Source organism: Kitasatospora purpeofusca, assembly GCF_042691725.1.
Lineage (GTDB): Bacteria > Actinomycetota > Actinomycetes > Streptomycetales > Streptomycetaceae > Kitasatospora > Kitasatospora purpeofusca_B.
The window spans coordinates 2,755,997-2,779,209 of sequence record NZ_CP170483.1; the positions used below are offsets into that span (position 1 = coordinate 2,755,997).

At 74.5% G+C, this 23,213-nt stretch carries 21 protein-coding genes; 6 read left to right on the forward strand and 15 right to left on the reverse strand.

Annotated elements, in window-relative coordinates:
• Positions 1–5: 5 nt before the first annotated feature.
• Positions 6–635 (reverse strand): molybdopterin-dependent oxidoreductase, encoded by a 630-nt coding sequence (locus ACFCLZ_RS11395; RefSeq protein ID WP_380284764.1) that lies wholly within the window; start codon positions 633–635, stop codon positions 6–8.
• A 248-nt stretch (positions 636–883) separates the two neighbouring features.
• Here ACFCLZ_RS11395 and bfr point away from each other — a divergent pair, with 248 nt between their 5' ends.
• Entirely contained in the window at positions 884–1,363 is a 480-nt protein-coding gene (gene bfr / locus ACFCLZ_RS11400) for a bacterioferritin (protein ID WP_380284765.1), read from the forward strand.
• A gap of 13 nt (positions 1,364–1,376) precedes the next feature.
• Here the strand turns inward: bfr and ACFCLZ_RS11405 are convergent, their stop codons facing one another.
• Both ACFCLZ_RS11405 and ACFCLZ_RS11410 read right to left on the reverse strand, forming a co-directional pair.
• Complete coding sequence (locus ACFCLZ_RS11405) at positions 1,377–1,655, reverse strand: bacterioferritin-associated ferredoxin (RefSeq protein WP_380284766.1); 279 nt, start codon at positions 1,653–1,655, stop codon at positions 1,377–1,379.
• 174 nt (positions 1,656–1,829) lie between these two features.
• Complete coding sequence (locus tag ACFCLZ_RS11410; RefSeq protein ID WP_380284767.1) at positions 1,830–3,164, reverse strand: class II 3-deoxy-7-phosphoheptulonate synthase; 1,335 nt, start codon at positions 3,162–3,164, stop codon at positions 1,830–1,832.
• Positions 3,165–3,471: 307 nt separating this feature from the next.
• On the opposite strand from ACFCLZ_RS11410, the gene ACFCLZ_RS11415 reads away from it, so the two are divergent.
• The gene (locus tag ACFCLZ_RS11415) at positions 3,472–5,406 is read left to right on the forward strand and encodes an anthranilate synthase family protein (RefSeq protein WP_380284768.1); all 1,935 of its coding nucleotides are present in this window, start codon (positions 3,472–3,474) and stop codon (positions 5,404–5,406) included.
• A gap of 66 nt (positions 5,407–5,472) precedes the next feature.
• Here ACFCLZ_RS11415 and ACFCLZ_RS11420 read toward each other — a convergent pair whose 3' ends face one another.
• The 3 genes from ACFCLZ_RS11420 to ACFCLZ_RS11430 are packed head-to-tail and all read right to left on the reverse strand — an operon-like array spanning position 5,473 to position 8,333.
• Positions 5,473–6,171, reverse strand: coding sequence for a response regulator (locus ACFCLZ_RS11420; RefSeq protein ID WP_380284769.1), 699 nt, complete (start codon positions 6,169–6,171; stop codon positions 5,473–5,475).
• A gap of 40 nt (positions 6,172–6,211) precedes the next feature.
• On the reverse strand, positions 6,212–7,471 hold the full coding sequence (macS, locus tag ACFCLZ_RS11425) for a MacS family sensor histidine kinase (RefSeq protein WP_380284770.1): 1,260 nt from the start codon (positions 7,469–7,471) through the stop codon (positions 6,212–6,214).
• Positions 7,472–7,508: 37 nt separating this feature from the next.
• The gene (locus ACFCLZ_RS11430) at positions 7,509–8,333 is read right to left on the reverse strand and encodes a lysophospholipid acyltransferase family protein (RefSeq protein WP_380286142.1); all 825 of its coding nucleotides are present in this window, start codon (positions 8,331–8,333) and stop codon (positions 7,509–7,511) included.
• Positions 8,334–8,600: 267 nt separating this feature from the next.
• On the opposite strand from ACFCLZ_RS11430, the gene ACFCLZ_RS11435 reads away from it, so the two are divergent.
• Together ACFCLZ_RS11435 and ACFCLZ_RS11440 are read left to right on the forward strand one after the other, a co-directional pair.
• A complete protein-coding gene (locus tag ACFCLZ_RS11435) occupies positions 8,601–9,395 on the forward strand; it encodes an alpha/beta hydrolase (protein WP_380284771.1) in 795 nt (264 codons plus the stop codon).
• A 10-nt stretch (positions 9,396–9,405) separates the two neighbouring features.
• A complete protein-coding gene (locus ACFCLZ_RS11440; RefSeq protein ID WP_380284772.1) occupies positions 9,406–10,215 on the forward strand; it encodes a hypothetical protein in 810 nt (269 codons plus the stop codon).
• Between the two features lie 15 nt (positions 10,216–10,230).
• On the opposite strand, the gene ACFCLZ_RS11445 is transcribed toward ACFCLZ_RS11440, so the two are convergent.
• The 5 genes from ACFCLZ_RS11445 to ACFCLZ_RS11465 form a co-directional block, all read right to left on the reverse strand.
• Positions 10,231–10,974 (reverse strand): endonuclease/exonuclease/phosphatase family protein, encoded by a 744-nt coding sequence (locus tag ACFCLZ_RS11445; RefSeq protein ID WP_380284773.1) that lies wholly within the window; start codon positions 10,972–10,974, stop codon positions 10,231–10,233.
• A gap of 144 nt (positions 10,975–11,118) precedes the next feature.
• The gene (locus tag ACFCLZ_RS11450; protein ID WP_380284774.1) at positions 11,119–12,063 is read right to left on the reverse strand and encodes an ROK family glucokinase; all 945 of its coding nucleotides are present in this window, start codon (positions 12,061–12,063) and stop codon (positions 11,119–11,121) included.
• Between the two features lie 192 nt (positions 12,064–12,255).
• Positions 12,256–12,630: a DUF5304 family protein gene (locus ACFCLZ_RS11455; protein ID WP_380284775.1), complete on the reverse strand. Its 375-nt coding sequence runs from the start codon at positions 12,628–12,630 to the stop codon at positions 12,256–12,258.
• A gap of 179 nt (positions 12,631–12,809) precedes the next feature.
• The gene (locus ACFCLZ_RS11460; RefSeq protein WP_380284776.1) at positions 12,810–13,982 is read right to left on the reverse strand and encodes an ArsA family ATPase; all 1,173 of its coding nucleotides are present in this window, start codon (positions 13,980–13,982) and stop codon (positions 12,810–12,812) included.
• A gap of 34 nt (positions 13,983–14,016) precedes the next feature.
• Positions 14,017–14,472, reverse strand: coding sequence for an SRPBCC family protein (locus ACFCLZ_RS11465; RefSeq protein WP_380284777.1), 456 nt, complete (start codon positions 14,470–14,472; stop codon positions 14,017–14,019).
• A 343-nt stretch (positions 14,473–14,815) separates the two neighbouring features.
• On the opposite strand from ACFCLZ_RS11465, the gene ACFCLZ_RS11470 reads away from it, so the two are divergent.
• On the forward strand, positions 14,816–16,609 hold the full coding sequence (locus ACFCLZ_RS11470; protein WP_380284778.1) for an AMP-dependent synthetase/ligase: 1,794 nt from the start codon (positions 14,816–14,818) through the stop codon (positions 16,607–16,609).
• Positions 16,610–16,675: 66 nt separating this feature from the next.
• Here ACFCLZ_RS11470 and ACFCLZ_RS11475 read toward each other — a convergent pair whose 3' ends face one another.
• Positions 16,676–17,812 (reverse strand): glycosyltransferase family 4 protein, encoded by a 1,137-nt coding sequence (locus ACFCLZ_RS11475; RefSeq protein ID WP_380284779.1) that lies wholly within the window; start codon positions 17,810–17,812, stop codon positions 16,676–16,678.
• Between the two features lie 255 nt (positions 17,813–18,067).
• Here ACFCLZ_RS11475 and ACFCLZ_RS11480 point away from each other — a divergent pair, with 255 nt between their 5' ends.
• Positions 18,068–19,507: a glycosyltransferase 87 family protein gene (locus ACFCLZ_RS11480; protein ID WP_380284780.1), complete on the forward strand. Its 1,440-nt coding sequence runs from the start codon at positions 18,068–18,070 to the stop codon at positions 19,505–19,507.
• A 22-nt stretch (positions 19,508–19,529) separates the two neighbouring features.
• On the opposite strand, the gene ACFCLZ_RS11485 is transcribed toward ACFCLZ_RS11480, so the two are convergent.
• The 3 genes from ACFCLZ_RS11485 to ACFCLZ_RS11495 form a co-directional block, all read right to left on the reverse strand.
• On the reverse strand, positions 19,530–20,468 hold the full coding sequence (locus tag ACFCLZ_RS11485) for a hypothetical protein (protein WP_380284781.1): 939 nt from the start codon (positions 20,466–20,468) through the stop codon (positions 19,530–19,532).
• A 236-nt stretch (positions 20,469–20,704) separates the two neighbouring features.
• Entirely contained in the window at positions 20,705–21,769 is a 1,065-nt protein-coding gene (locus ACFCLZ_RS11490) for an NlpC/P60 family protein (protein WP_380284782.1), read from the reverse strand.
• A gap of 253 nt (positions 21,770–22,022) precedes the next feature.
• Positions 22,023–23,207, reverse strand: coding sequence for an NlpC/P60 family protein (locus tag ACFCLZ_RS11495; RefSeq protein ID WP_380284783.1), 1,185 nt, complete (start codon positions 23,205–23,207; stop codon positions 22,023–22,025).
• Positions 23,208–23,213 lie beyond the last annotated feature (6 nt).

Below are 23,213 nucleotides of genomic sequence, written 5' to 3' on the forward strand. Positions count from 1 at the left end.
GAGGATCAGCGCAGCGGGCCGTCGCCCGGCTCCTCCTGGTGGGAGTAGCGCTGTTCGCGCCACGGGTCGGCCCGGTTGTGGTAGCCGCGCTCCTCCCAGAAGCCGCGCCGGTCGGCCCGCATGTACTCGATCGCCCGGACCCATTTGGGGCCCTTCCAGGCGTACAGCCGCGGCACGACCAGCCGGACCGGGAAGCCGTGCTCGGCGGTGAGCGCCTCGCCGTCGCGGTGGGTGGCGAGCAGCGTGTCGGGCGCGGCGAAGTCCGCCAGCCGCAGGTTGGCGCTGTAGCCGTACTCGGCCCAGACCATGACGTGGGTGACGCCGGTGTCCGGCGGCGCCAGGTCGAGCAGGAGTGCGGCGGCCACCCCGGTCCACTCGCCGTCGAGCACCGAGAAGCGGGTGACGCAGTGCAGGTCGGCCCGGACGGTGGTGCGCGGCAGGGCGCTGAAGCCCGCGAAGTCCCAGCTGCGCTTCTCCGCCGAGGCGGTCGCGCCGAACACCTGGAGGTCCCAGGTCAGCGGCTTGAAGCGGGGTACCGGGCCGTAGTGCAGAGCGGGCCAGCCGCGCTGGACGCGCTGGCCCGGCGGGAGCCTGGGGTCAGACGGCGGTGACGGTTCTTGTTCGGACTGACCCATGGATCCATGGTGACAGACGGCGCGCGACGCCAGGTGTGCGCCCCTTCACCGCATCGCCCGCCCCGCTCGTACGGGCCAACGTCGGAGCGGGGGCTTTCCCGGGTGCGGGGCAAATCGGATATTCCGACACATGTCCTAGTGAGTGTGAACTTACTGGAATTTCTTCCCATTGCGGTGCCAGGATGCCTGCAGCCGGAGCCGGAGGGTATACGGCCGCGATCCCGCACGCACAGCAGGAAGGCACCGCCATGAAGGGTGACGCAGAGGTCATCGAGTTCCTCAACGAGCAGCTCACCGCCGAGCTGACCGCAATCAACCAGTACTTCCTGCATGCCAAGATGCAGGAGAACTTCGGCTGGACGAAGCTCGCGAAGTACACCCGGCACGAGTCCTTCGACGAGATGAAGCACGCCGAGGTGCTCACCGACCGGATCCTCTTCCTGGACGGGCTGCCCAACTACCAGCGGCTCTTCCACGTCCGGATCGGCCAGACGGTCAAGGAGATGTTCGAGGCCGACCGGCAGGTCGAGGTCGAGGCGATCGACCGGCTCAAGCGCGGGATCGTGGTGATGCGGGCCAAGAACGACGTCACCTCGGCCAACATCTTCGAGTCGATCCTGGAGGACGAGGAGAAGCACATCGACTACCTCGACACCCAGCTCGCCCTGGTGGAGAAGCTCGGGGAGGCGCTCTACATCGCCCAGCTGATCGAGCAGCCGGAGTCCTGAGCCGGCGCGCCGGTCAGGCGGCGCGCAGCGGCGCCGACACCGGGGCCGGGGCCGCACCGCCCCCGGCGGTCTCGGCCGCCGGATCGGCCAGGCCCAGCCTGGCGGCGAGCCGGGCGGTCGGGCAGGGCCGGGCGCCGTGCTCGCCGAGCAGGGCCTGGATCCGCCGCACGCAGGAGCCGCAGTCGGTCCCGGCCTTGCAGCCCTTGGCGATCTGGCGCGGGGTGTTGGCACCGCCGTCGATCGCCTGCTTCACCTGGTCCTCGGTGACCGCATGACACATGCACACGTACATCGCGGTCTCTCCCGGGGGTGAAGCGGTGAAGCGGAGTGGATCTTGACTAAGGCAAGCCTTAGTTCAGTAAGCCTCACCTTACCCGGCCGACCGGGTACGCAAAAGCCTCTCCGGCCCGGGAGACCCCCGGACCGGAGAGGCTTCTGTCACACTCGGAGCGCCCGAAGGCGCCACTCACTGGCCGCGGTACATCTCGGCGACCAGGAACGCCAGGTCCAGCGACTGGCTGCGGTTGAGCCGCGGGTCGCAGGCCGTCTCGTAGCGCTGGTGCAGGTCGTCGACCAGCACCTCGTCGCCGCCGCCGACGCACTCGGTGACGTCGTCGCCGGTCAGCTCGACGTGGATGCCGCCCGGGTGGGTGCCGAGCGCGCGGTGCACCTCGAAGAAGCCCTTGACCTCGTCGAGCACGTCGTCGAAGCGGCGGGTCTTGTGGCCGCTGGACGCCTCGAAGGTGTTGCCGTGCATCGGGTCGCAGATCCAGACCGGCTGCGCACCGGAGGCGGTGACCTTCTCCACCAGGGTGGGCAGGTGCTCGCGGACCTTGCCCGCGCCCATCCGGGTGATGAAGGTGAGCCGACCGGGCTCGCGCTCCGGGTCCAGCTTCTCGATCAGGGTCAGCGCCTCGTCGACCGAGGTGGTCGGGCCGAGCTTCACGCCGATCGGGTTGCGGACCTTCGAGGCGAACTCGATGTGCGCGTGGTCCAGCTGGCGGGTGCGCTCGCCGATCCACACCATGTGGCCGGAGACGTCGTACAGCTCGCCGGTGCGCGAGTCCACGCGGGTCAGCGCGGTCTCGTAGTCCAGGATCAGCGCCTCGTGGGACGAGTAGAACTCGACCGTCCTGAACTCCTCCGGCGCCACGCCACAGGCGTTCATGAACGCCAGCGCGTTGTCGATCTCGCGGGCGAGCTGCTCGTAGCGCTGGCCGGCCGGCGAGTTGCGCACGAAGTCCTGGTTCCAGGCGTGCACCTGGCGCAGGTCGGCGTAACCACCGGTGGTGAAGGCGCGCACCAGGTTGAGCGTCGCGGCGGACGCGTTGTACATCCGCTTCAGCCGCTCCGGGTCCGGGATCCGGGACTCGGGGGTGAACTCGAAGCCGTTCACCGAGTCGCCCCGGTAGACCGGCAGGGTCACCCCGTCGCGGGTCTCGGTCGACTTGGAGCGCGGCTTGGAGTACTGGCCGGCGATGCGGCCGACCTTGACGACCGGCACCGAGGCCGCGTACGTCAGCACGGCCGCCATCTGCAGCAGGGTCTTGAGCTTGTTGCGGATGTGCTCCGCCGAGACACCGTCGAAGGCCTCGGCGCAGTCACCGCCCTGCAGCAGGAACGCCTCACCACGGGCCACGGCACCGAGCCGGGCGCGCAGCTGGTCGCACTCGCCTGCGAAGACGAGCGGCGGATACGAGGCGAGCTCGGCAAGGGTCTTGCGCAGAGCCTCTTGGTCCGGCCATTCAGGCTGCTGCGCCGCGGGCAGGGACTGCCAGGGGTGGAGATTCGTCACGGTCACGCGCTCAAGGCTACGGGGTGCGACAACCGATTTGTGACCACCGCCCGAGGGGTGAGACACCTGGCGGACATTCGAGTGACGGGCCTCACGCCCGGCCGGGGATCCGCTAGGCTCGGGCCCGTGAACACGCCGCGCACCTTCTCCTGGTGGTGGGCCGACCCCCTGGGTGGCCCACAGCCCGCGCGTTCCTAGACGCAGACGACCGGCCGCCCCTCGGGGCGGCCGTCGGCGTTCTCCAGCCGGCCGACAGCCCTCCCGGGAGCGGAACCCCACCCGCCGCAAGCCACCCGGAAGGACCACCGCCACCGTGACCAGCGCCGCCGACCTGCTCGCCCGCCTCACCGCCGCCGACGCACCGGCCTTCGCCCTGCTGCACCGCCGCACCCCGCGCACCGCCCCGGACACCGTCGAGGTCCTGCTCGGCACCGTCGACAGCCACGAGCGGCTGGCCGACCTTCCGGTCCGCCACGGCGTCCCCGCCGACGGCCCCGTGCACGACCTGCTCGCGCTCGTCCCCTACCGGCAGATCCGCGAACGCGGCTTCGAGGCGCACGACGACGCCACCCCGCTCCAGGCCCTCGCCGTCACCGAGCAGTACGCCCTGCCGCTCGCCGAGGTCACCGCCGCGCTCCCGCAGCTGCCGGTCGCGCTGAGCGACGGCGGCTTCGACATCGACGACGACGCGTACGCCGCGATCGTGCGCCGGGTGATCGAGGAGGAGATCGGCCGCGGCGAGGGCGCCAACTTCGTGATCCGCCGCGACTTCACCGCGACGATGGAGAACTTCTCCCCCGCGCTCGCGCTGACCCTGTTCCGCCGGCTGCTGGAGCAGGAGCGCGGTGCCTACTGGACCTTCCTGGTGCACACCGGCGAGCGCGTGCTCGTCGGGGCCTCCCCCGAGGTGCACGTCCGCCAGAGCGGCGGGACGGTCGTGATGAACCCGATCTCCGGCACCTACCGCTATCCCGCCGCCGGCGCCGGCCTCGACTCGCTGCTCGCCTTCCTCCAGGACCCCAAGGAGCTGGAGGAGCTGACCATGGTGGTCGACGAGGAGCTCAAGATGATGTGCACCGTCGGCGACCTCGGCGGCCAGGTGCTCGGCCCGCGGCTCAAGGAGATGTCCCACCTCGCGCACACCGAGTACGAGCTGCGCGGCCGCACCTCGCTGGACGTCCGCGAGGTGCTCAAGGAGACGATGTTCGCCGCCACCGTCACCGGCAGCCCGGTGCAGAACGCCACCCGGGTGATCAAGCGCTACGAGCGCGGCGGCCGCGGCTACTACTCCGGCGCGCTCGCCCTGATCGGCCGCTCGGCCAGCGGCGGCCAACTGCTCGACTCGCCGATCTGCATCCGCACCGCCGACATCGACGCCGCCACCGGCCGGCTCGCCGTCCGGGTCGGCGCCACCCTGGTGCGCCACTCCGACCCGCTCTCCGAGGTCGCCGAGACGCACGCCAAGGCCGCCGGGGTGCTCACCGCGATCGGCGCCCGACCGGCCCCCGCCCGCCCGACCGGCCCCGGCGGCCTGCGGCTGGCCGACGACCACCGCGTCCAGGCGGCGCTGGACGCCCGGCGGGCCGGCCTCGCCCCGTTCTGGCTGCGGATGCAGCAGCCGGCCCGGCCCACCGAGGCGCTGGAGACCCTGGTCGTCGACGGCGAGGACACCTTCACCGCGATGCTCGCCCACCTGCTGACCTCGCTCGGCCACCGGGTCACCGTGGTCCGCTACGACGAGCCCGGCCTGCGCGAGCGGGTCGCCGCCCACCCCGGCCCGCTGGTGCTCGGCCCCGGCCCGGGCGACCCGGCCGCCGGGGACGACCCCAAGATGGCCGTGCTGCGCCCGATCGTCGCCGACGCGCTGGCCGCCGTCCGCGACGGCCGGCGCACCGCCCCGCTGCTCGCCGTCTGCCTCAGCCACCAGCTGCTGTCCGCCGCGCTCGGCCTGCCGCTGGCCCGCAAGGCGGTGCCGTACCAGGGCGCGCAGGAGAGCATCGACCTGTTCGGGACGCGGCGCACGGTCGGCTTCTACAACACCTTCACCGCCCGCTGCACGGAGGCCGACGCCGCCCGGCTGGCCGCCGAGGGCGTCGAGGTGGCCCGCGACCCGCTGACCGGGGACGTGCACGCGCTGCGCGGGCCGGGCTTCGCCGGGCTGCAGTTCCACCCGGAGTCGGTGCTCACCCGGGAGGGCGTGGAGATCGTCGCCGGGCTGCTGCGCGGCGCGGTGGCCGCCGCCCGCTGAACCGCTGATCCGCTGCGCCGGTGCACCCGGGCGGGGCGCCGAACGTGCGCCCCGCCCGGCCGGCCGTCAGATCTCGTCGTCCAGCCCCTGCTCGATGGCGTAGCGGACCAGTTCGACCCGGTTGTGCAGCTGGAGCTTGCCCAGGGTGTTCTGGACGTGGTTCTGCACCGTGCGGTGCGAGAGCACCAGCCGGTCGGCGATCTGCTTGTACGACAGGCCCTTGGCGACCATCCGCAGCACCTCGGTCTCCCGGGCGGTCAGCTGCGGGACGACCGGCGCGGCCGGGGCGGGCGGCTCGGCGGCCAGCCGGCGGAACTCGCCGAGCACCAGGCCGGCCAGGCCCGGGGTGAACACCGCGTCGCCGACGGCGGTGCGGCGCACCGCGTCCAGCAGCTCCTCGCGCCCGGCCGACTTGACCAGGTAGCCGGTCGCGCCGGACTTCACCGCCTCCAGCACGTCCTGGTGCTCACCGCTCGCGGAGAGCACCAGGACGCGCACCGTCGGGTCGTGCGCGACCACCTGGCGGCACACCTCGGCGCCGGACAGGCCGGGCAGGTTGAGGTCGAGCACCACGACCTGCGGGGCGCAGGCACGGGCCCGGCGGACGGCCTCCTCGCCGTCACCGGCCGTGGCCACCACGTCCAGCCCCGCCTCGGCGAGGTCCCGGGAGACCGCGTCGCGCCACATCGGGTGGTCGTCCACCACCATGACCCGCACCGGCCGCCCGGCGGGCGCCTGCTGGTCGGTCGGCTGCTGGGTGGTCATGCTCGGGCCCCTTTCGCGGGAGGTGTCGGCTCGGAGGTTCTCACAGCAGGCCGGCCGGGGCGTCGGAGCCGGCGCGCGGGACCCTCAGCTCCACCTCGACGCCCTCGCCGGGCGCCGAGTACAGCTCGGCCGTGCCGCCGAGGTCCCGCAGCCGGCCGCGGATCGACTGGGAGACGCCGAGCCGGCCGGCCCGCTCCGCCTCGCCGAGCCGCCCGGGCGCGAAGCCCGGCCCGTCGTCGCGGATCGAGACGGTGACGGCCTGCGGCTCGTCCTCCACCAGGATCCAGGCGCGCGCCGCGGGCCCGGCGTGCCGGCGGACGTTGTCCACCGCGGCGCCGACGGCCGCCGCCAGCTCGCCGGCGGCCGGGGCCGGCAGCAGCACCGGGGTGCCGGGGGCGGACAGGGTGACCCGCTCGTCCGCGTGCGGGGCGAGCAGGGTGCGCAGGTCCTGCGGCTGCTCCGGGCGCCGCGCCTCGCGCGGGGCGGGCAGCGGGCCGCCGCTCATCAGCGCGCGCAGCGCGCGCTCCTGCTCACCGGCCAGCCGGCCCAGCTCGGCGAGGTCCGCGCCGGCGGACGAACCGGCGGACGAACCGGCGGGCGCGCCGCCGGACGGGGCCTCGGCGCCCCGGCGCTGGACCAGCGCGAGCACCTGCAGCACGCCGTCGTGGATGTCCCGGGAGAGCCGCTCGCGCTCCCGGGTGGCCGCCTCGACCTGGAGGGCCCGGGTGAGCGTCGCCTCACTGGCCCGGGCGAGCTCCATGACGTAGCCGATCGCGCAGCCGGCCAGCATCAGCAGCACGATGTTGTGGATGTTGTCCCCGGTCGGGCCGCCGTGGCCGAGGATGTTGGCCACCCCGATCACCGAGCCGGCCGCCGCCGCCCAGCGCCAGCCGCCCCGCCCGGCGAAGCCGAGCACGGTGCCGGCCGCCCAGATGGTGGGCAGGGTCGGCGCGCCGTGGCTGATCCGCGACGGCGCGTCGACCAGACCGCTCATCACGATGCCGGTGACGGCGAGGAGGAGGTCGGTGGCGAGCACGTACCAGGTGCAGCGGTGCGGGCCGGAGAAGGCCCGGGTGGAGGCGAGCGTCCAGAGGGTCAGCGCGCCGAGGTAGATCCAGCCGGCGACCGGGTGCACGAACTGCAGGTAGGAGTCGAAGTACCGGAGCAGCGCGTAACAGAGCGCCAGCACCCGGAAGAAGGAGATGGCCCGCCAGAGCGGCAGTTCGACGGACATGCCGCCCGCCGCCACCGCCGCGCCGACCGCGCCCGGTCCGGGCCCGGTTCTGCCGCCGTCCGTCATCCCTGCCGTCCTCCCCCCGGCGCCCGGCCGGCCCCGCTCAGGCCGACCCGGTCCCCTTCTGCTGCTCCTGCTCGGCCTTCCCGGCCTCGGCCGCCTTCTCCGCCTCCGCCTTCTCCTCGGCCTTCTCGGCCTTGGCGGCGGCCTGCTCGGCCTTCTGGACGGCCTTGCGCTCGGCGTCGGCCTTCTTCTTGTCCTCCGCGATCTGCCGCTTGGCGGCCGTCGCGTAGATGTCCACGTACTCCTGGCCGGAGAGCCGCATGATCTCGTACATCACCTCGTCCGTCACCGAACGGAGGATGAAGCGGTCGTTCTCCATGCCGTGGTAGCGGGAGAAGTCCAGCGGGCGGCCGATCCGGATGCCCGGGCGGATGCCGAAGTTCGGGATCACCTGGCCGGGCGGCTGCACCTTCTCGGTGTCGATCATCGCGACCGGGATGACCGGCGCGCCGGTCGCCAGCGCGACGCGGGCCAGGCCGCCGACCTTGCCCCGGTAGAGCTTGCCGTCGGGCGAGCGGGTGCCCTCCGGGTAGACGCCGAACAGCTCGCCGCCGTCCAGCACGGCGATCGCCGAGCGGATCGCCGCCTCGCCGGCGCCGCGCACGCCCGAGCGGTCCACCGGGAGCTGGCCGACGCCCTTGAAGAAGGCGGCGGTCAGCCGGCCCTTGATGCCCGGCGTGGTGAAGTACTCGGCCTTGGCGATGAAGGTCACCCGGCGCTTGATCAGCGCGGGGAAGAAGAAGGAGTCCGAGAAGGAGAGATGGTTGCTCGCGATGATCGCGGCACCCTCGGTGGGGATGTTCTCCTCACCCTCGATCCACGGCCGGAAGAAGATCCGCAGCAGCGGCGCGACGATCATCTTCATCAGTCGGTAGAACAACCCGGGCCTCCTGTATTGCGGACCGGTCGATCCTAATGCCCCGCGGTGGCCGCCGGTGCCCCGCCCCGCCCTGCCGGGGTGTCCGGCCCCCGGGGTGACGGGGCGTCGGGCCCGGTTCCCGGCGGGGGTGTACGCAGCGGGCGGGCACGTGGGACGATGCGAATTCCGCAGCCCCCCGCACCGGTCCGCCCCGCACGCCCCCGTCCGTACCAGCGCCACCCTCCAGCGTCCTCGCCCGCGAAGGAGTCCGCCATGCCGCTGCTGCCCGGCGCCGAACCGTACCGCCACCGGGGCGGGCCGGTGGGCGTCCTGCTCTGCCACGGGTTCACCGGCTCGCCGCAGTCGCTGCGGCCGTGGGCGGAGGACCTCGCCGCCGCCGGGTACACCGTCGCGCTGCCGCTGCTGCCGGGCCACGGCACCCGCTGGCAGGACATGCAGCCGACCCGCTGGGAGGACTGGTACGCCGAGGTCGAGCGGGAGCTGCTGGCCCTGTCGGCGGAGTGCGAGCGGGTGTTCGTGGTCGGGCTGTCGATGGGCGGCGGCCTGGCGCTGCGGCTGGCCGCGGTGCACGGTCCCGCGGTCGCCGGACTGGTGCTGGTCAACCCGTCGGTGCGCTCGGACAACCCCGCGAGTGTCATTCTGCCGGTGCTGCGCCACCTCCTCCCGAGCCTGCCCGGGGTCGCCAACGACATCGCCCGGCCCAGTGCGGTCGAGCTGGGCTACGACCGCACGCCGCTGCACGCCGCCTGGTCGCTGGCCCGGCTGTGGAAGGAGGTCCAGGCGCGGCTGCCGCAGGTGACCCAGCCGGTGCTGCTCTTCCGCAGCCCGCAGGACCACGTGGTCTCCGCGGCCAACTCCGAGCTGGTGCTGGCCCGGATATCCTCGACCGACGTGACGGAGCGGCTGTGCCAGCGCAGCTACCACGTCGCGACGCTCGACCACGACGCGGCGGAAATATTCGCGGCCGCCCAGGCCTTCATCCGACGGCTGGCCCCCGCGCACGCGGCGGGCGTCACCCCGGCGAAATCCGACCACCACCAAGGCTGAAGGGCCGGAAGTGCACGAGAGCAGCACGGCGGGCGGCGAAGACGAGACGCCCCGCGAGGAGGGCGCGACCACCGGCGGCGCGCGGCCGGGCGCCGGGCGGGCGGACGGCGAGCAGACGGGCCGCGGACCGGTCGGCGAGACGGTGGCCGACGTTCCCGGCTCCGGTGACGCCCCGGCGGCGGGCGAGGGAGCGGCGGGCCAGGGCACAGCAGGCCAGAGCACGGCGGGCCAGGGCGCGACGGGCGAGAGCGGCGCGGGCACGGCGCCCGGCCAGTCCCGGGCCCGGCGCGCGCCCGAGCGCAGCCAGGCCGAGCAGGACGAGATCTTCGCCGCGCTGATCGCCCAGTTCGACGACCCGGTCGACCTCAACAACCCGAACTGGCCCGAGATCGAGAACCTCCGGGCGCGCGGCGAGCTCAAGGGCTTCAAGGACCCCGGCGACGGCCTCCCGGGCGAGCCCGGCGACCTCTCCGACCTGGCGCCCCAGCCGCGCCCGCGCTCCACCCGGCCGGTGATGCCGGCCGCCGGCTCCGGCCCGCGCGACTTCGAGCTGGCCGAGGGGACCGACGAGGGCCACTTCGAGCCGCCGGAGCCGCCGCCGCTGCCGGAGGCCGACACCACCACCAAGTTCGCCTGGCTGGCGGTGCTCGGCGGGCCCGCGCTGCTGCTCTTCGACGCGGTCGTCTGGCGGGAGGTCTCCGGCTGGCCCGCCTGGGTCGGGGTGGCCGCCTTCCTGGGCGGCTTCGCCACCCTGGTGGTGCGGATGAAGGACCGCGACGAGGACGAGCCGGAGGACCCGCACGGCGGCGCGGTCGTCTGACGGCCGCCCCGCCGGCTACCCGGGGGGCAGTTGGAGGACGGCGAGCACCGGCAGGTGGTCGGTGGCGGCCCGCAGGTCGGCCCCGGTGACACCGGGCAGTCCGTGCGGGACGCCGCAGGCCAGCACCTCGATGCCCGGCGTGGCGAAGACGGCGTCCAGCCGCTGGTAGGGGTTCTGCGGGACGGACGTCAGCTCGCCGCCCCAGGGCGCCACCACGTGCCCGTCCTGGAGCCACCCGGCCAGCGAGCGCCAGCCCGGGCCGTCCGGGTGCTCGTTGAAGTCCCCCGCGATCACGCCGAGTTCGGCGTGCCGCAGCTGTCCGGCGAGCAGGTCGAACTGCCGCCGTCGTTCGTCCGCGTCCAGGCTGAGGTGGCAGCTGGTGACGGTGAACGGCGCCGCGCCGGGCAGCTCGACCAGCGCGGTGGCGAAGCCGCGCGCGTGCAGCCCGCGGGTCTTCGGCAGCAACCGGTCGTGGACGGCCGGCGCCCGGACGCCGGGTCGGCCGAGCAGCAGCGGCCCGGCGGCGGCCCGGCCGCCGCCGGCGAGGATCACGGTGCCGGTCCGCCGGGCCAGCCACCCGGCCTGCCCCTCGGGCCGCCAGTAGCGCGGCGACTCCTGGACGCAGACCAGGTCGGGGGCGCAGGCCCGGATCACCCGGACCAGCGCGCGCCGGTCGTCGCGCAGCGAGCGGACGTTGTAACTGAGCAGCCGCAGCCGGCCGGGCGCGGGCGGCGGCAGTTCGGCCGGTGCGGTGGTCATCGCGGTTCCTCCCCTGGACGTCCTCGGTGACGACCGTACGGCAGGACGGTGCCGGGCCGGGGGGAACACGACGCGGCCCGCCCCTCCGGGCGGAGGGACGGGCCGCGGTGCGCGGGTCGGACCGTGCGGGCCGGACCGTGCGGATCAGACCGTGCGGGCCAGGTCCGCCGCGCCGGCGATGCCGGCGGCCGAGCCGGTCGAGGCGAGCACCACCTCGGCGCGCGGGCGGTGCACCCCGCCGGTCAGGTAGTGCTCGAACGCCTTGGCGACCGGGTCGAGCAGCAGCCGGCCGGAGTCGGAGACCCCGCCGCCGAGCACGAAGACACCCGGGTCGAAGAGCGCCGCGAGGTCGGCCATCCCCCGGCCCAGCCAGTCGGCCAGCTCGGCGTAGCACTCCAGGGCGAGCGGGTCGCCCTCCTCGGCGGCCTGGGTGATGTGGATGCCGCGGATCGTCTCGGCGACACCGTCGTTGAGCTCCAGCATCCGCCGGCCGCGCACCGGGTCGGCGGCGGCCTGCTCGCGGCCGTAGCGGCGCAGCGCCCGGCCGGAGCCGTACTGCTCCCAGCAGCCCTTGCCGCCGCAGCCGCAGGGCAGGCCGTCCGGGACCATGTTGAGGTGGCCGATCTCCCCGGCCACGCCGAACCGGCCGCGGTGCAGCCGGCCGTCCAGGACGAGGCCGCCGCCGATGCCGGTGCCCACCGTGATCAGCACCATGTCGGCGTGCCCGGTGCCGGCGCCGAACCGGTACTCGGCCCAGGCGGCGCAGTTGGCGTCGTTCTCGATGACCGCGGGCAGGCCGGTGAGCTCCTCGATCCGGCCGCGCAGCGGCTCGTCCTCCCAGGCGATGTTGGGGGCGAAGATCACCGTCGAGCGGCTGCGGTCGACGAAGCCGGGGGCGCCGATGCCGGCCGCGGTCACGTCGGGGTACTGCTCCTTGAGCTCGCGCACGGCCTGCGCGATCGCGTCGACCGCCCACTGCGGGTCGGCCGGGGTGGGCACCCTGGTCCGGGCCAGGATCTCGCCGGCCTCGTCGACCACACCTGCCGCGATCTTGGTTCCGCCGACGTCGACGCCGATGGTCAGAGCCATGTGTCCCTCAGCTATTCACTCGTTCCCGCTGGACGGAACGCTACCGCCCAGCCCTGCCCCCGTACACACCGCCGCCTACATTAACCGAAGCCAATCCGCCGCCAACCCGGCCGAGCCCCTTCAAAAGTCGTACATCTTCACCGGTTGGATCCCAGGGTGAAGCCAGATCACGACCCGGAGGGCGTCAGGGGTTCACTGCTTGTCGGACGGGCCTTCAGGCGTGTCGTCCAGATCCACCCGCTCGGCGCGGGCCGGGCCGCCGGCGGTCCAGCGGTGCTCGTGGCCGACCACCGCGGCCCGGTAGGCGGCCAGCAGTTCGGACCCGGCGGCGGCCAGGCCGGTACCGGCGGCGGCGAGGTGGCCGTACACCTCGGGCTGCTTGTCGCGCAGGCGGTCGGCCAGCCCGGCCAGCGAGAGCAGGGTCTCGGCGCTCGCCTCCTGGGCCTTCTCCCCGACGACGGCGGCGAACCGGCGCACCTCGTCCACCAGCGGGCCCAACTCCGGGCCGAACGGGTGCGGGCTCCCGTCCTGCTCGGCGGTGGGCTCGGTCCGGTCGGTGGTGGTCATCGCGCAGGCCTCCTCAGCGGCGGCGACCGCGCCCGCGGCCACCCGCCCAGACGCTACCCGACCCCGGGAAGGGCCCCGGACGGCAAGCGGGCGGGACCAACGGGGGCCCGAGCCGCACAGGGGAGGCAAGCGGGCGAGTCCCCCGCCCCGAGCCGCACAAAGGAGGCGAGCGGGCGAAACTAACGCGGCCAGAGGGCCGGGTCGGGGGCGAAGCGGACGGCGAGGACGCCGTCGTGCAGGCCCGCCCCGGCGACCGTGCAGCGGCGCAGCGCCGAGGGCAGCAGGAGCACCCGCCGGTGGGCACCGAGGCCGACCACCAGTTCGTCGCCGCGCCGCACGAGGTCGAGGTCGGCGCGGTCGGCGCCGGGCAGGGCGAGGTGCCAGACCAGCAGCCCGTCCGCGGCCAGCCGGTCCTCGACCGTCCACGGCCCGGCCGGGCGCGGCTCGGGGCCGGGGCCGGCCCCGTAGAGGCGGTCGGCGACGGCCTCCAGGGTGGCCTCGGCGGGTCCGGTGGTGAGCACCGGGATGTCCTCGCAGCCGGCGGCCAGCGCGGCCAGTTCGTCCCGGCGGCGGCGGGCCAGGGCGGCCAGCCACGGGTCGGACGAGTCGGCGGCGGCGTCCGGCAGCACGCCGTGCACCACCACGGCGTCCGGGTGGTGGCCGTGCAGGGCCAGTCCGGTGCGGATCCGGCGCAGCTCGTCGAAGGGGTGGGCGTCGGCCGCGGTGACCAGCCGGACGCTGGTGCCGGGCGCGGTGATCGCGGCGCGGGCGGCGGCGAGCGCGCCGGCGGCCTTGGCGCGCGCCTCGTACAGCCAGTCGGCGGGCATCGGCACCCCGGCGAGGCCGGCCAGCAGCGGGCGCAGCGCCCGGGCGGCCTGGCGCTGCTCCGGGGCGAGCCGGACCAGGTAGCGCTCCAGCTGTTCGGGCAGGGCGAGGGTGGCGATGAGGTCGGCGGGCGGCGGGGCGAGCACCACCAGGACGTCCGCGTCGGCGGCGGGCAGCGCGCGCAGCAGGGCGAGCCGGGCGGTGCCGGGGAGGGCGGTGAGCTCCTCGGGGTCGAGCGGGTCGGCGCCGAGCAGGTCGAGGGCGGGCTTGAGCCGGCCGCCGACCTCGCCGAGGGCGTGCCGGAAGGCGGCCTGCTCGTCGGTCCGGGCCACGGCCAGGCCGGGCGCGTACGCGGTCGGTGCGGCCTCCAGCCGGACGCCGAGGGCGGCGTCCAGGGTGCGGTGCGGGTCGTCGGCCGCCAGCAGCAGGGTGCGCCGGCCCTGTCCGGCGGCGTGCAGGGCGGTGGCGGCGGCCACCGCGGGCGCCGCCCGGTCGCCGCTGACCAGGATGGTGCGTGTCGCCGTCATGCCGTGCCGCCCCCGTTCGTCCGTGCCGCCGCGCTCAGAGCGCCTTGTCGGCGGCGGTGTCCTCGACGCGCTTCTTCAGACCGGCCAGGGCCCGGTCGATGATGACCTTCTCGGCCTTGCGCTTGATCATGCCGAGCATCGGGATCTTGACGTCGACGGCGAGCTGGTAGGTGACCTCGGTGCGGTCGGCGCCGAGCGGGGCCAGGGTGTAGGAGCCGTCGAGCGAGCGGAGCATCTGGCTGCGCACCAGGGTCCAGCCGCACTCGCGGTCGCCGTCCCAGGTGTAGGCGAGCACGTGCTCGTCGCGGATGGCGCCGGCGTCGAGCACCAGCCGGACCTGGGCGGCGCGGCCGTTCTCCGCGCTCTCCAGGACCTCGATCTCCTTGACCTCACCGGTCCAGGCCGGGTAGGCGGCGAAGTCGGCGATCACGGCCATGACCTTCGCCGGGGTCGCGTCGATGGTGATGCTCGACCTGGTGTGCTCCGCCATGGAATGGCCCTCCGCGTCGTCCCTTGCTGCTGGTCCGGCCGAGCCTGCTCGGCCGGGTGCGCCCGGAGCAGGCTATCGCGCCCCGGGATCGGCCCCGTCCTTCGGTGCACCCCTGGAGCGGGCCCGGCGCGCCGCCGCGACGGGCCCGCGGGGGAAGGGTCCTGCGGCTACCGGCCGGTCACAAGCGGGCTGCCGTAGGGTGCCATTCGAACGACCCGGTCCCGACCTGGTCGGACGGGTCAAGGTGTGACACTTCGAACACCCGAGCCGACCCCCCTGGTCGAAGCTGCCTACCGGGCAGTAACGTCCTGCCGTCCCGCAGCGTCGCGAACGAGGAGCAGTCTTGCTCGACTTCAGCCTTCCGGCCCTCTACCAGGTACCGAGCGGCGGTAACCTCTCCGACCTCGTGGTCCAGAACGCCGAGCGGCACCCCGGTGTCGCGGTGCTCAGCCGCAAGGTGGACGGCCAGTGGCAGGAGTTGACCGCCGCCCAGTTCCTGGTCGAGGTGCACGCCGCCGCGAAGGGGCTGATCGCCGCGGGCGTCGGGCCGGGCGACCGGGTGGGCGTCATGTCCCGCACCCGGTACGAGTGGACGCTGCTGGACTTCGCGATCTGGACGGCCGGCGCGATCACCGTGCCGGTGTACGAGACCTCCTCCGCCGAGCAGGTCGAGTGGATCCTCGGCGACTCCGGGGCGGTCGCCGTGTTCACCGAGACCGCGACGCACAGCGCGGTGGTCGCCGAGGTCGGGGGCCGCCTGCCGGAGCTGAGGCACACCTGGCAGATCGAGGGCAGCGCGCTCGCCGCGCTGGTCGAGTCGGGAAGCGAGGTCACCGACGCCACCGTCGCCGAGCGCCGCTCGGCGGCCGGGCCCGACTCGATCGCGACCATCGTCTACACCTCGGGCACCACCGGGCGCCCGAAGGGCTGTCAGCTGACGCACGGCAACTTCCTGGCCGAGTGCGGCAACGTGGTGGAGCGCCTGGCCCCGCTGTTCCGCACCGGCGAGAGCTCCGTCCTGCTCTTCCTGCCGCTGGCCCACGTGCTCGCCCGGATCGCCGAGATCGCCCCGGCGATGGCCCCGATCAAGCTCGGCCACGTCTCCGACATCCGGGACGTCACCGCCGAGCTCGCCGCGTTCAGGCCGACCCTGATCCTGGGCGTGCCCCGGGTGTTCGAGAAGGTGTACAACACCGCGCGGGCCAAGGCGCAGGCCGACGGCAAGGGCAAGATCTTCGACAAGGCCGCCGACACCGCGATCGCCTACAGCCGGGCGCTGGACGCGGGCGGCGCCGGGCTGCTGCTCAAGCTCAAGCACGCCGTCTTCGACAAGCTGGTCTACAGCAAGCTGCGGGCCGCGCTCGGCGGCCGGGCCACCCACGCGATCTCCGGCGGCGCCCCGCTCGGCGAGCGGCTCGGCCACTTCTACCGGGGCATCGGCTTCACCGTGCTGGAGGGCTACGGCCTGACCGAGACCTGCGCGGCCACCGCCTTCAACCCGTGGGACAAGCAGAAGATCGGCACGGTCGGCCAGCCGGTCCCCGGCGCCTCGGTGCGGATCGCCGAGGACGGCGAGGTCTTCTTCAAGGGCCCGCACGTCTTCACCGGCTACTGGAACAACCCGCAGGCCACCACCGACACGCTCAAGGACGGCTGGATCGCCACCGGCGACCTCGGCTCGCTGGACGACGACGGCTTCCTCACCATCACCGGCCGCAAGAAGGAGATCATCGTCACGGCGGGCGGCAAGAACGTCGCCCCGGCGGTGATCGAGGACCGGATCCGGGCGCACGCCCTGGTCGGCGAGGTCATGGTGGTCGGCGACCGCAAGCCCTTCGTCGCCTGCCTGATCACGGTCGACGAGGACTTCTTCCCCAAGTGGAAGGAGCTGAACGGCAAGCCGGCCGGCGCCACGGTGGCCGACCTGCGCGAGGACCCGGACCTGCTGGCCGCCCTGCAGACGGCGGTGGACGACGGCAACGCGGCCGTCTCGCACGCCGAGGCGGTGAAGAAGTTCCGCCTGCTCGACACCGTCTTCTCCGAGGAGAGCGGCCACCTGACGCCCTCGCTCAAGCTCAAGCGCAACGTCGTGCTGAGGGACTTCGCGGCCGACGTCGAGGCGATCTACCGGAAGTAGCCGCTCCCCGAGCCGTCGGTGCGGCCCGCCCCCTGAACGGTGGGGCGGGCCGCACCGGCACACCTCTCAGCCCGCCAGCAGCGAGGTCAGCCGCCCGGCCAGCAGGTCCCAGCGCCAGGAGCGGTCCACCCAGCGCCGTCCGGCCTCGCCCATCCGCCGGCGCAGCTCCTCGTCCTTCAGCAGCCGCACGATCCGCTCGGCCGCCGCCGCGGGCGTGCCGCCCGGCACCACGTAGCCGGTCTCGCCCTCCAGCACCGCGTCCGGCGCGCCGCCGGAGTCCCCGGCCACCACCGGCAGGCCGGTCGCCGAGGCCTCCAGGTAGACGATGCCGAGCCCCTCGACGTCCAGCCCGCCGCGCCGGGTGCGGCAGGGCATGGCGAAGACGTCCCCGGCGCCGTAGTGCGCGGGCAGTTCCTCCCACGGCACCGAGCCGGTGAACCGGACGGCGGAGCGCACGCCGCGGGCGTCCACCAGCTTCTCCAGGTCCGCCCGGTAGGGGCCGCCGCCGACGATCAGCAGCACCGCGTCCGGCACGTCGGCGAGGATCTGCGGCATCGCCTCGACGAGGGTGTCCTGGCCCTTGCGCGGCACCAGCCGGGAGACGCAGACCACCACCGGCCGGTCGGCCAGCCCGAGCCGCTCGCGCACCGCGGCGCCGCCGGAGTCCGGGTGGAAGCTCCGCTCGTCCACGCCGGGCGGCAGCTGCACCATCCGCGCGGCCGCCTCCGGGCCGACGGCGGCGGCGATCCGGGAGCGGGTGTACTCGCCGAGGTAGGTGAGCACGTCGGTGCCGGTGCCGATCCGGCGCAGCAGCTGCCGGGCCGCCGGGAGCTGGGCCCAGGCGGCCTCGTGGCCGTGGGTCATGCCGAGCAGCCGCCCGGCGCCGGCCCGGCGCAGCGCGGGGGCCATCAGCCCGAGCGGCGCGGCGGCGCCGAACCAGACCGCGTCGCAGCCCTCGGCCCGCAGGATCTCGGCGGCCCGCCGGGTGACCCGCGGTGTGGGAACCATCACCTTCGTCCGGTCCCGGATCACCGGGAACGGCTGTTCGGCGTCGAAGCGTGCCACCTCGGTGCCGTCGCGCCACGTGGAGGCGTACACCACCACGCTTCCTGCGGGCTGACGGACGGCCATGTTGTGCACGAAGGCCTGGATGCCGCCGGGCCTCGGCGGGAAGTCGTTGGTCACGATCAAGGTCTTGTGCATCAGGCCACGGCTCGCTCGGTCGGGGGGTGCTCGGTGTACCGCTGGGTGATCCGTACGATAGGTCAACACCACGACCCGCCGGGAACGGTTCCCCACACGGCAACCGTTCCACCCCCGGGTCTGTCCTAGTACCCGGGTGGTCGGCGCGGCCGGTCGGGCCCCGTGGCGGCAGCCCGGTGCCGACCCGCCCGGGCCGCCCGGGCGCCCGTCGCACGGCGCCGCCGGCGGGACGTCCGAGACGAACGAGGGAGCGCAGTGGAGTTGGCCCCGGCCACCGAGTCCGGTACATCCAGCGGCGCCGAGGGCTCCGGCACGGCGCTCGCCGTCCGCCGCGAGCCGGCGCAGAGCACCACGCGCCCCTCCGGCCGCTCGGGTGCGCTCCTGGCGCTCGGCGCGAGCTGGGTGGCCACCCGGACGCTCCTGGTCCTGCTGATGACCGGTGTGCTGCGGATGCCCGGCGGGGACATCACCGCCGACGTCTGGCTGATCTACCACGGCTGGTACGGCGTGCTGCAGACCGGCACCTTCCCGCTGGACGACGTCACCTGGCAGTACCCGCCCGGCGCCGCCCTGGTGATCATGCTGCCGGGCCTGCTGCCCTGGTCGTACCTGGTGTCGTTCTGGGTGATCTGCGGGATCGCCGACGCGGCCGCGATGGCCCTGCTGGTGCGCACCGGGCTGCGCAAGGGCCGGGCGCTGACCGGCGCCTGGGTCTGGATGGCCGGCGTCCCGCTGCTCGGCCCGATGATCTACAACCGCTACGACGTGATCGTCACCGCGATCGCGGTGGCCGGCCTGCTCGCGCTGATCCGGCGCCCGGCGATCGGCGGCGTGCTGCTGGGCCTCGGCGGCATCGTCAAGATCTGGCCGCTGCTCGGCCTCATCGGCACCCCCTCCGGCCGGCGCACCCGCCGCTCCTGGACGGCCGCCGCCGCCTCGACCGCCGCGATCGGCTTCCTGCTGGCCGCCGGGATGAACGGCGCGTTCGAGTTCCTGACGTTCCAGAAGGACCGCGGCATCGAGGTGGAGTCGGTCGGCGCGCTGCCGATCCACTTCGCCCGGATCGCGGGGGCCTGGGACGGCAAGGTGATGATGAACTACGGCTCGGTGGAGATGCTCGGGCCGTGGGTGGAGGTGGTCAGCAAGGTGATGCTGGCCGGCACCGTGCTCGGCTTCGGCTGGCTGCTGCTGTGGCGCTTCACCGCCCGGCGGCGCAACGCGGCCACCATGTACGACGCGGCACTGGCCGCGCTGCTGATCTTCACCGTGACCAGCCGGGTGATCAGCCCGCAGTACCTGGTCTGGCTGGTCGGCGCGGCGGCGGTCTGCCTGACCGTGCGCGGCACCAGCCAGCGGCCGGTGGCGCTGCTGATCCTGGCCGCGACCCCGCTGACCCTGGTGGAGTTCCCGCTGGTCTTCGGCGACGTGGTCGCCAGCAAGCCGGCCGCGATCGTCGTGCTGACCCTGCGCAACCTGCTGCTGCTGGCCGCCACCGGAGTGTCCTGCGTCCGGCTCTGGCGCTCCACCCGGCGCGCCGAGCGGCTGCCGGAGACCGTGGTGCTGGCCCGCCCGGAGCCGGTGCCGGCGGCCGCGTTCTCGGTGCGGCCGGGCATCGCCTACGAGCAGGACCTGCTGGACGGCATCGACCGGCCGCGGACCTCCCCCGGTGAGCGGCGCCAGCGCGCCCGGCCCTAGGGCGTGTCAGGCCGCCAGGAGGTTACGGCGCCAACGTCCGGAGCTCGGCCAGCCAGAGGCGGGTGAACTCGGCCAGGCCGAGGCCCAGCCGGTCCCGCAGCAGCCCGTCCAGCCAGGCCTGCCGGTCCGCGCCCGGGCCCGCCGCGCCGGCCGCCCGGTAGAGGTCCACCAGCCGCTGCGGGCCGTACCGGCGGGCGATCAGGTCGCAGGCCAGCCAGGCCTGCTCGTAGACCTGGGCGAGGCCCTCCCCGCCGGCCGCGAAGGCGGCGTCCTCGGGCAGCGCGGCGGGCAGCCGCCCGGCGGCGACGTCCCGGGCCAGCTCCGGGGCGATCTGCCGGGCCGTACGGCCCGTGTCGCGGTAGCCGGTCCAGTCGGCGGCGCCCTCGGAGAGCCAGAGCGGCGTCCAGGCGCGGGTGTCGGCCCGGGTCGCCACGTGCACCGCCTCGTGGGTGACCACCACCTGCCGGCCGAAGTCGCTCAGGCCCGCGTAGGTCTCCGGATTGACCAGGATCCGGTCGGCCGGGGCGTTCAGCGGGGCGCCGGGCGCGGCCACGGTGACGGCGGCCATGCCGGACCAGCCGGGCCGCTCCTCCGCCAGCAGCCGGGCGAACTGCTCCCCGGTGGCGGGCAGTTCGAGCAGCAGCCGGCCGGCCCAGGCGGCACCCCAGAGCGCCTCGACGGCGGTCGCCGCCCGGTCGCCGACGGCCGCGAGCCCGGTGGGGGCGGGGGTGCCCGCGGCGTCCACCCCGAGCACCAGGCAGCGCGCGCCGGCCTCGGCCCGGACGGTGCCGAGGTCCCACAGCGGCGGCGGCCCGCCCGCGGCCTCCTCGTGTTCGACCCGCCAGCCGGCGGCGGCGCGGGCCAGCGCCAGCCGGCGCGGGTGGACCACCGGCTGCCGGTCGTACCCGGTCACCTCGACGGTCAGCTCGGCGGTGGCGGTGCACCGCCCGGCCCGGTCCACCGGGCCGAGCAGCAGGTTCCGGTACCCGGCCCGCAGCGGCAGTGCGGGCGGCCCGGCGCTCAGCGCCCGGGCCCGCGCGTCGAGCAGCGCCCGGACGGCGGCGTGCTCGTCCGAGGCCGCGGCGGCGGGCCGCGCGGGGGCGGCTCCGGGCAGCGACAGCTGGGCCAGCCCGCCGGCCGCGAGCAGCAGGGCGGTGCGCCGGGACGGCCGGTGGCCGGCGGCGGGATCCGGGCGGCTCAGAGCCGGATCACCCCCGAGACCGGCATCGCGGTGACGCTCTCGTAGCGGACCTTGGCACCCGGGTAGGGGGCGTGCACGATCACCCCGCCGCCGGCGTACATCCCGACGTGGTGCATGTCCCGGTAGAAGATCACCAGGTCCCCCGGCCGCGCTTCGGAGAGGCTGACCCGCTGCCCGGCGTACGCCTGGGCCTGCGAGGTGCGCGGCAGGGTCACTCCGGCCTGCCGCCAGGCCCAGTACATCAGACCGGAGCAGTCGAACGCCCTGGGCCCGGTGGATCCGTACACGTAGGGCGAGCCGATCATCCGCACCGCGGAGGCCAGCGCGGCGGCGCCGCGTTCGGAGGCGGGCGGGGTGCTGCCGAGGTCCAGCCGGTCGGTGCCGCGGGTGGCGCGCTGCTCCGCCTCGCGGGCGTCCTGGGCGGCGAGCCGGGCGCGCTCGGCGGTGCCGAGGCTGTTGAGCAGCCGCTGCGCCCCGGCGAGCCGCTGCTGGATCTGCTGCTTGCCCTCGGCCAGTGCCTTGCGGATCTGCTCCAGCTCGGCGAGCTTGGCGGTGGCCTCGGCCCGGCGCTGGTCGAGCACCCGCTGACGGCCCAGCACCTCGCGCAGGGTCTCGTTCTGGCGCTCGGCGGCCTGGTCGAAGGTGCGGGCCCGGGAGAGGTAGCCCTCCGGGTTGGTGGAGAGCATCAGCTGGACCGTCCGGGTCATCCCGCCGCCCCGGTACTCGGCGCCGGCCACGGTGGCGAGGTCGCCGCGCAGCCGGTTGAGCTCGTCCTGGGCGAGGGCGATCTGCTGCTGCAGCGTGCCGGTCTCGGACTGGAGCCTCTGCTGGGCCTCCTGGGCGGCGTTGAACCGCTCGGAGGCCTGCTCGGCCTCGTCGTAGAGCTGCTCCACCTGCGCCTTGACGTCCTTGCGGTCGGCCGGGGCGTCCGGCGCGACGGGAACGGCCCGGGCGCTGCCGCCGGTAGCCACGCCCAGCACGGTGGTGGCCGCCGCGGTGAGCACCAGCGCCCGGGCGAACGTGTGCGCACCTGACAGCGGGGAACGGCGGTGCACGGCCATGCGACGTCGGCTCCGATCCTGGGCCGGCCCGCCACCGCACCGGGGCGGGCGGCTGTCGAAAGCGGGCGTCCGCTGGCAGACGTTAGCGAGTCCGGGCAACCGATTCCAAACCCCTCCGAACCCGAATATTCAGACACTTATCGGACGTCAGATCGGTTCGCGGACCGAGCGTCCCGGCGTTCCCCGGGGAAAGCCGCAGGCCCGGCCTCCCGCGCGGGGAGTCCGGGCCTGACGGAACGTGCCCGACCGTCGGTCAGAGGCGCACGATGGTGTTGACCGGCATGTTGGACGCCGACTCGTAGCGGACCGACGCGCCCGGCTTCGGGGCGTGGATGACCTGGCCGCCGCCCACGTAGATGCCCACGTGGTGACGGTCGCCGTAGAAGATCACCAGGTCGCCGGGCTGGGCCTTGGAGATGTCCGAGCCGATCTGGGTACCGGCGTTGGCCTGCGCCTGCGAGGTGCGCGGCAGCGACACGCCCGCCTGGGCGTACGCCCAGCCGGTGAGGCCCGAGCAGTCGAAGGAGTTCGGGCCGGTGGCGCCGTACACGTACGGGGAGCCGAGCTTGCTCTCGGCGGCGGCGATCGCCGCGGCGGCGCGCGAGCCGTTGGCGGCGGGCGCGGCCGGCTTGGCGGCCTCGGTGGCCGGGGCCGAGGAGGCCGACGAGCCCGAAGAGGCCGACGAGCCCGAGGAGGGCGCGCTCAGGTTGCTGCGGTTGGTGTCGCGGGAGGCCCGCTCGGCCTCGGCCTTGGCCTTGGCGGCCTCGGCCTTGGCGGCGTCCGCCTTCGCCTTGGCCTCGGCGGCGGCCTTCTCCTCGGCCGCGCGGATGGCCTGGCGCTCCTGCTCGGTGAGCGTGTTGAGCAGGTCCTGGGCCTTCTGCAGCTTGCCCTGGACGTCTTCCTTGGAGGTCTTCAGCTGCTGGGTGGTGGCCTCCAGCTCGGCGAGCTTGGCCTGCGTCTCGGTGCGGTCCTGGTCCAGCCTGCGCTGCTGCTCCTGGAGCTCCTTCAGCGCGCCCGACTGGGTGGAGCCGGCCTGGTTCAGGGCGTTGGCCTGGCTGAGGAAGTTGTCCGGGCTGGCCGAGAGCATCAGCTGGACGGTCTGCGATATGCCGCCCGTGCGGTACTGCTCGCCGGCGATCTCGGCGAGGCCGCCCTGCGCCTCGGTCACCGAGGCCTGCTGACGGGCCACCTTGTCCTGCAGCTCGGCGACCTGCTTCTGCAGCTCCTGCTGCTTGGCCTGGGCGCCGTTGTACTTCTCGGTGGCGACCTCGGCCTGCTCGTTGAGCTGGTCGACCTGCTCCTTGACCTGGTCCTTGGTCGGCGCCGGGTCGGCGTGGGCGCCGGACTGCGCGGAGAGGGCGACGGCAGCGGCGGCGACCCCGGTCAGGATCGAGACCCGGGTGCGGCCGGCGGGCTTGGGACGACGATGGGACGCCACGAAGGC

What these genes read in the sequence shown, in the direction of transcription:
- ACFCLZ_RS11405 (WP_380284766.1), bottom strand. Translation starts at nt 1,655, where the DNA reads ATGTACGTGTGCATGTGTCATGCGGTCACCGAGGACCAGGTGAAGCAG.
- ACFCLZ_RS11450 (WP_380284774.1), bottom strand. Translation starts at nt 12,063, where the DNA reads ATGGCTCTGACCATCGGCGTCGACGTCGGCGGAACCAAGATCGCGGCA.
- ACFCLZ_RS11490 (WP_380284782.1), bottom strand. Translation starts at nt 21,769, where the DNA reads ATGGCCGTGCACCGCCGTTCCCCGCTGTCAGGTGCGCACACGTTCGCC.
- ACFCLZ_RS11475 (WP_380284779.1), bottom strand. Translation starts at nt 17,812, where the DNA reads ATGCACAAGACCTTGATCGTGACCAACGACTTCCCGCCGAGGCCCGGC.
- ACFCLZ_RS11465 (WP_380284777.1), bottom strand. Translation starts at nt 14,472, where the DNA reads ATGGCGGAGCACACCAGGTCGAGCATCACCATCGACGCGACCCCGGCG.
- ACFCLZ_RS11455 (WP_380284775.1), bottom strand. Translation starts at nt 12,630, where the DNA reads ATGACCACCACCGACCGGACCGAGCCCACCGCCGAGCAGGACGGGAGC.
- ACFCLZ_RS11460 (WP_380284776.1), bottom strand. Translation starts at nt 13,982, where the DNA reads ATGACGGCGACACGCACCATCCTGGTCAGCGGCGACCGGGCGGCGCCC.
- bfr (WP_380284765.1), top strand. Translation starts at nt 884, where the DNA reads ATGAAGGGTGACGCAGAGGTCATCGAGTTCCTCAACGAGCAGCTCACC.
- ACFCLZ_RS11430 (WP_380286142.1), bottom strand. Translation starts at nt 8,333, where the DNA reads ATGAAGATGATCGTCGCGCCGCTGCTGCGGATCTTCTTCCGGCCGTGG.
- ACFCLZ_RS11395 (WP_380284764.1), bottom strand. Translation starts at nt 635, where the DNA reads ATGGGTCAGTCCGAACAAGAACCGTCACCGCCGTCTGACCCCAGGCTC.
- ACFCLZ_RS11435 (WP_380284771.1), top strand. Translation starts at nt 8,601, where the DNA reads ATGCCGCTGCTGCCCGGCGCCGAACCGTACCGCCACCGGGGCGGGCCG.
- ACFCLZ_RS11445 (WP_380284773.1), bottom strand. Translation starts at nt 10,974, where the DNA reads ATGACCACCGCACCGGCCGAACTGCCGCCGCCCGCGCCCGGCCGGCTG.
- macS (WP_380284770.1), bottom strand. Translation starts at nt 7,471, where the DNA reads ATGACGGACGGCGGCAGAACCGGGCCCGGACCGGGCGCGGTCGGCGCG.
- ACFCLZ_RS11420 (WP_380284769.1), bottom strand. Translation starts at nt 6,171, where the DNA reads ATGACCACCCAGCAGCCGACCGACCAGCAGGCGCCCGCCGGGCGGCCG.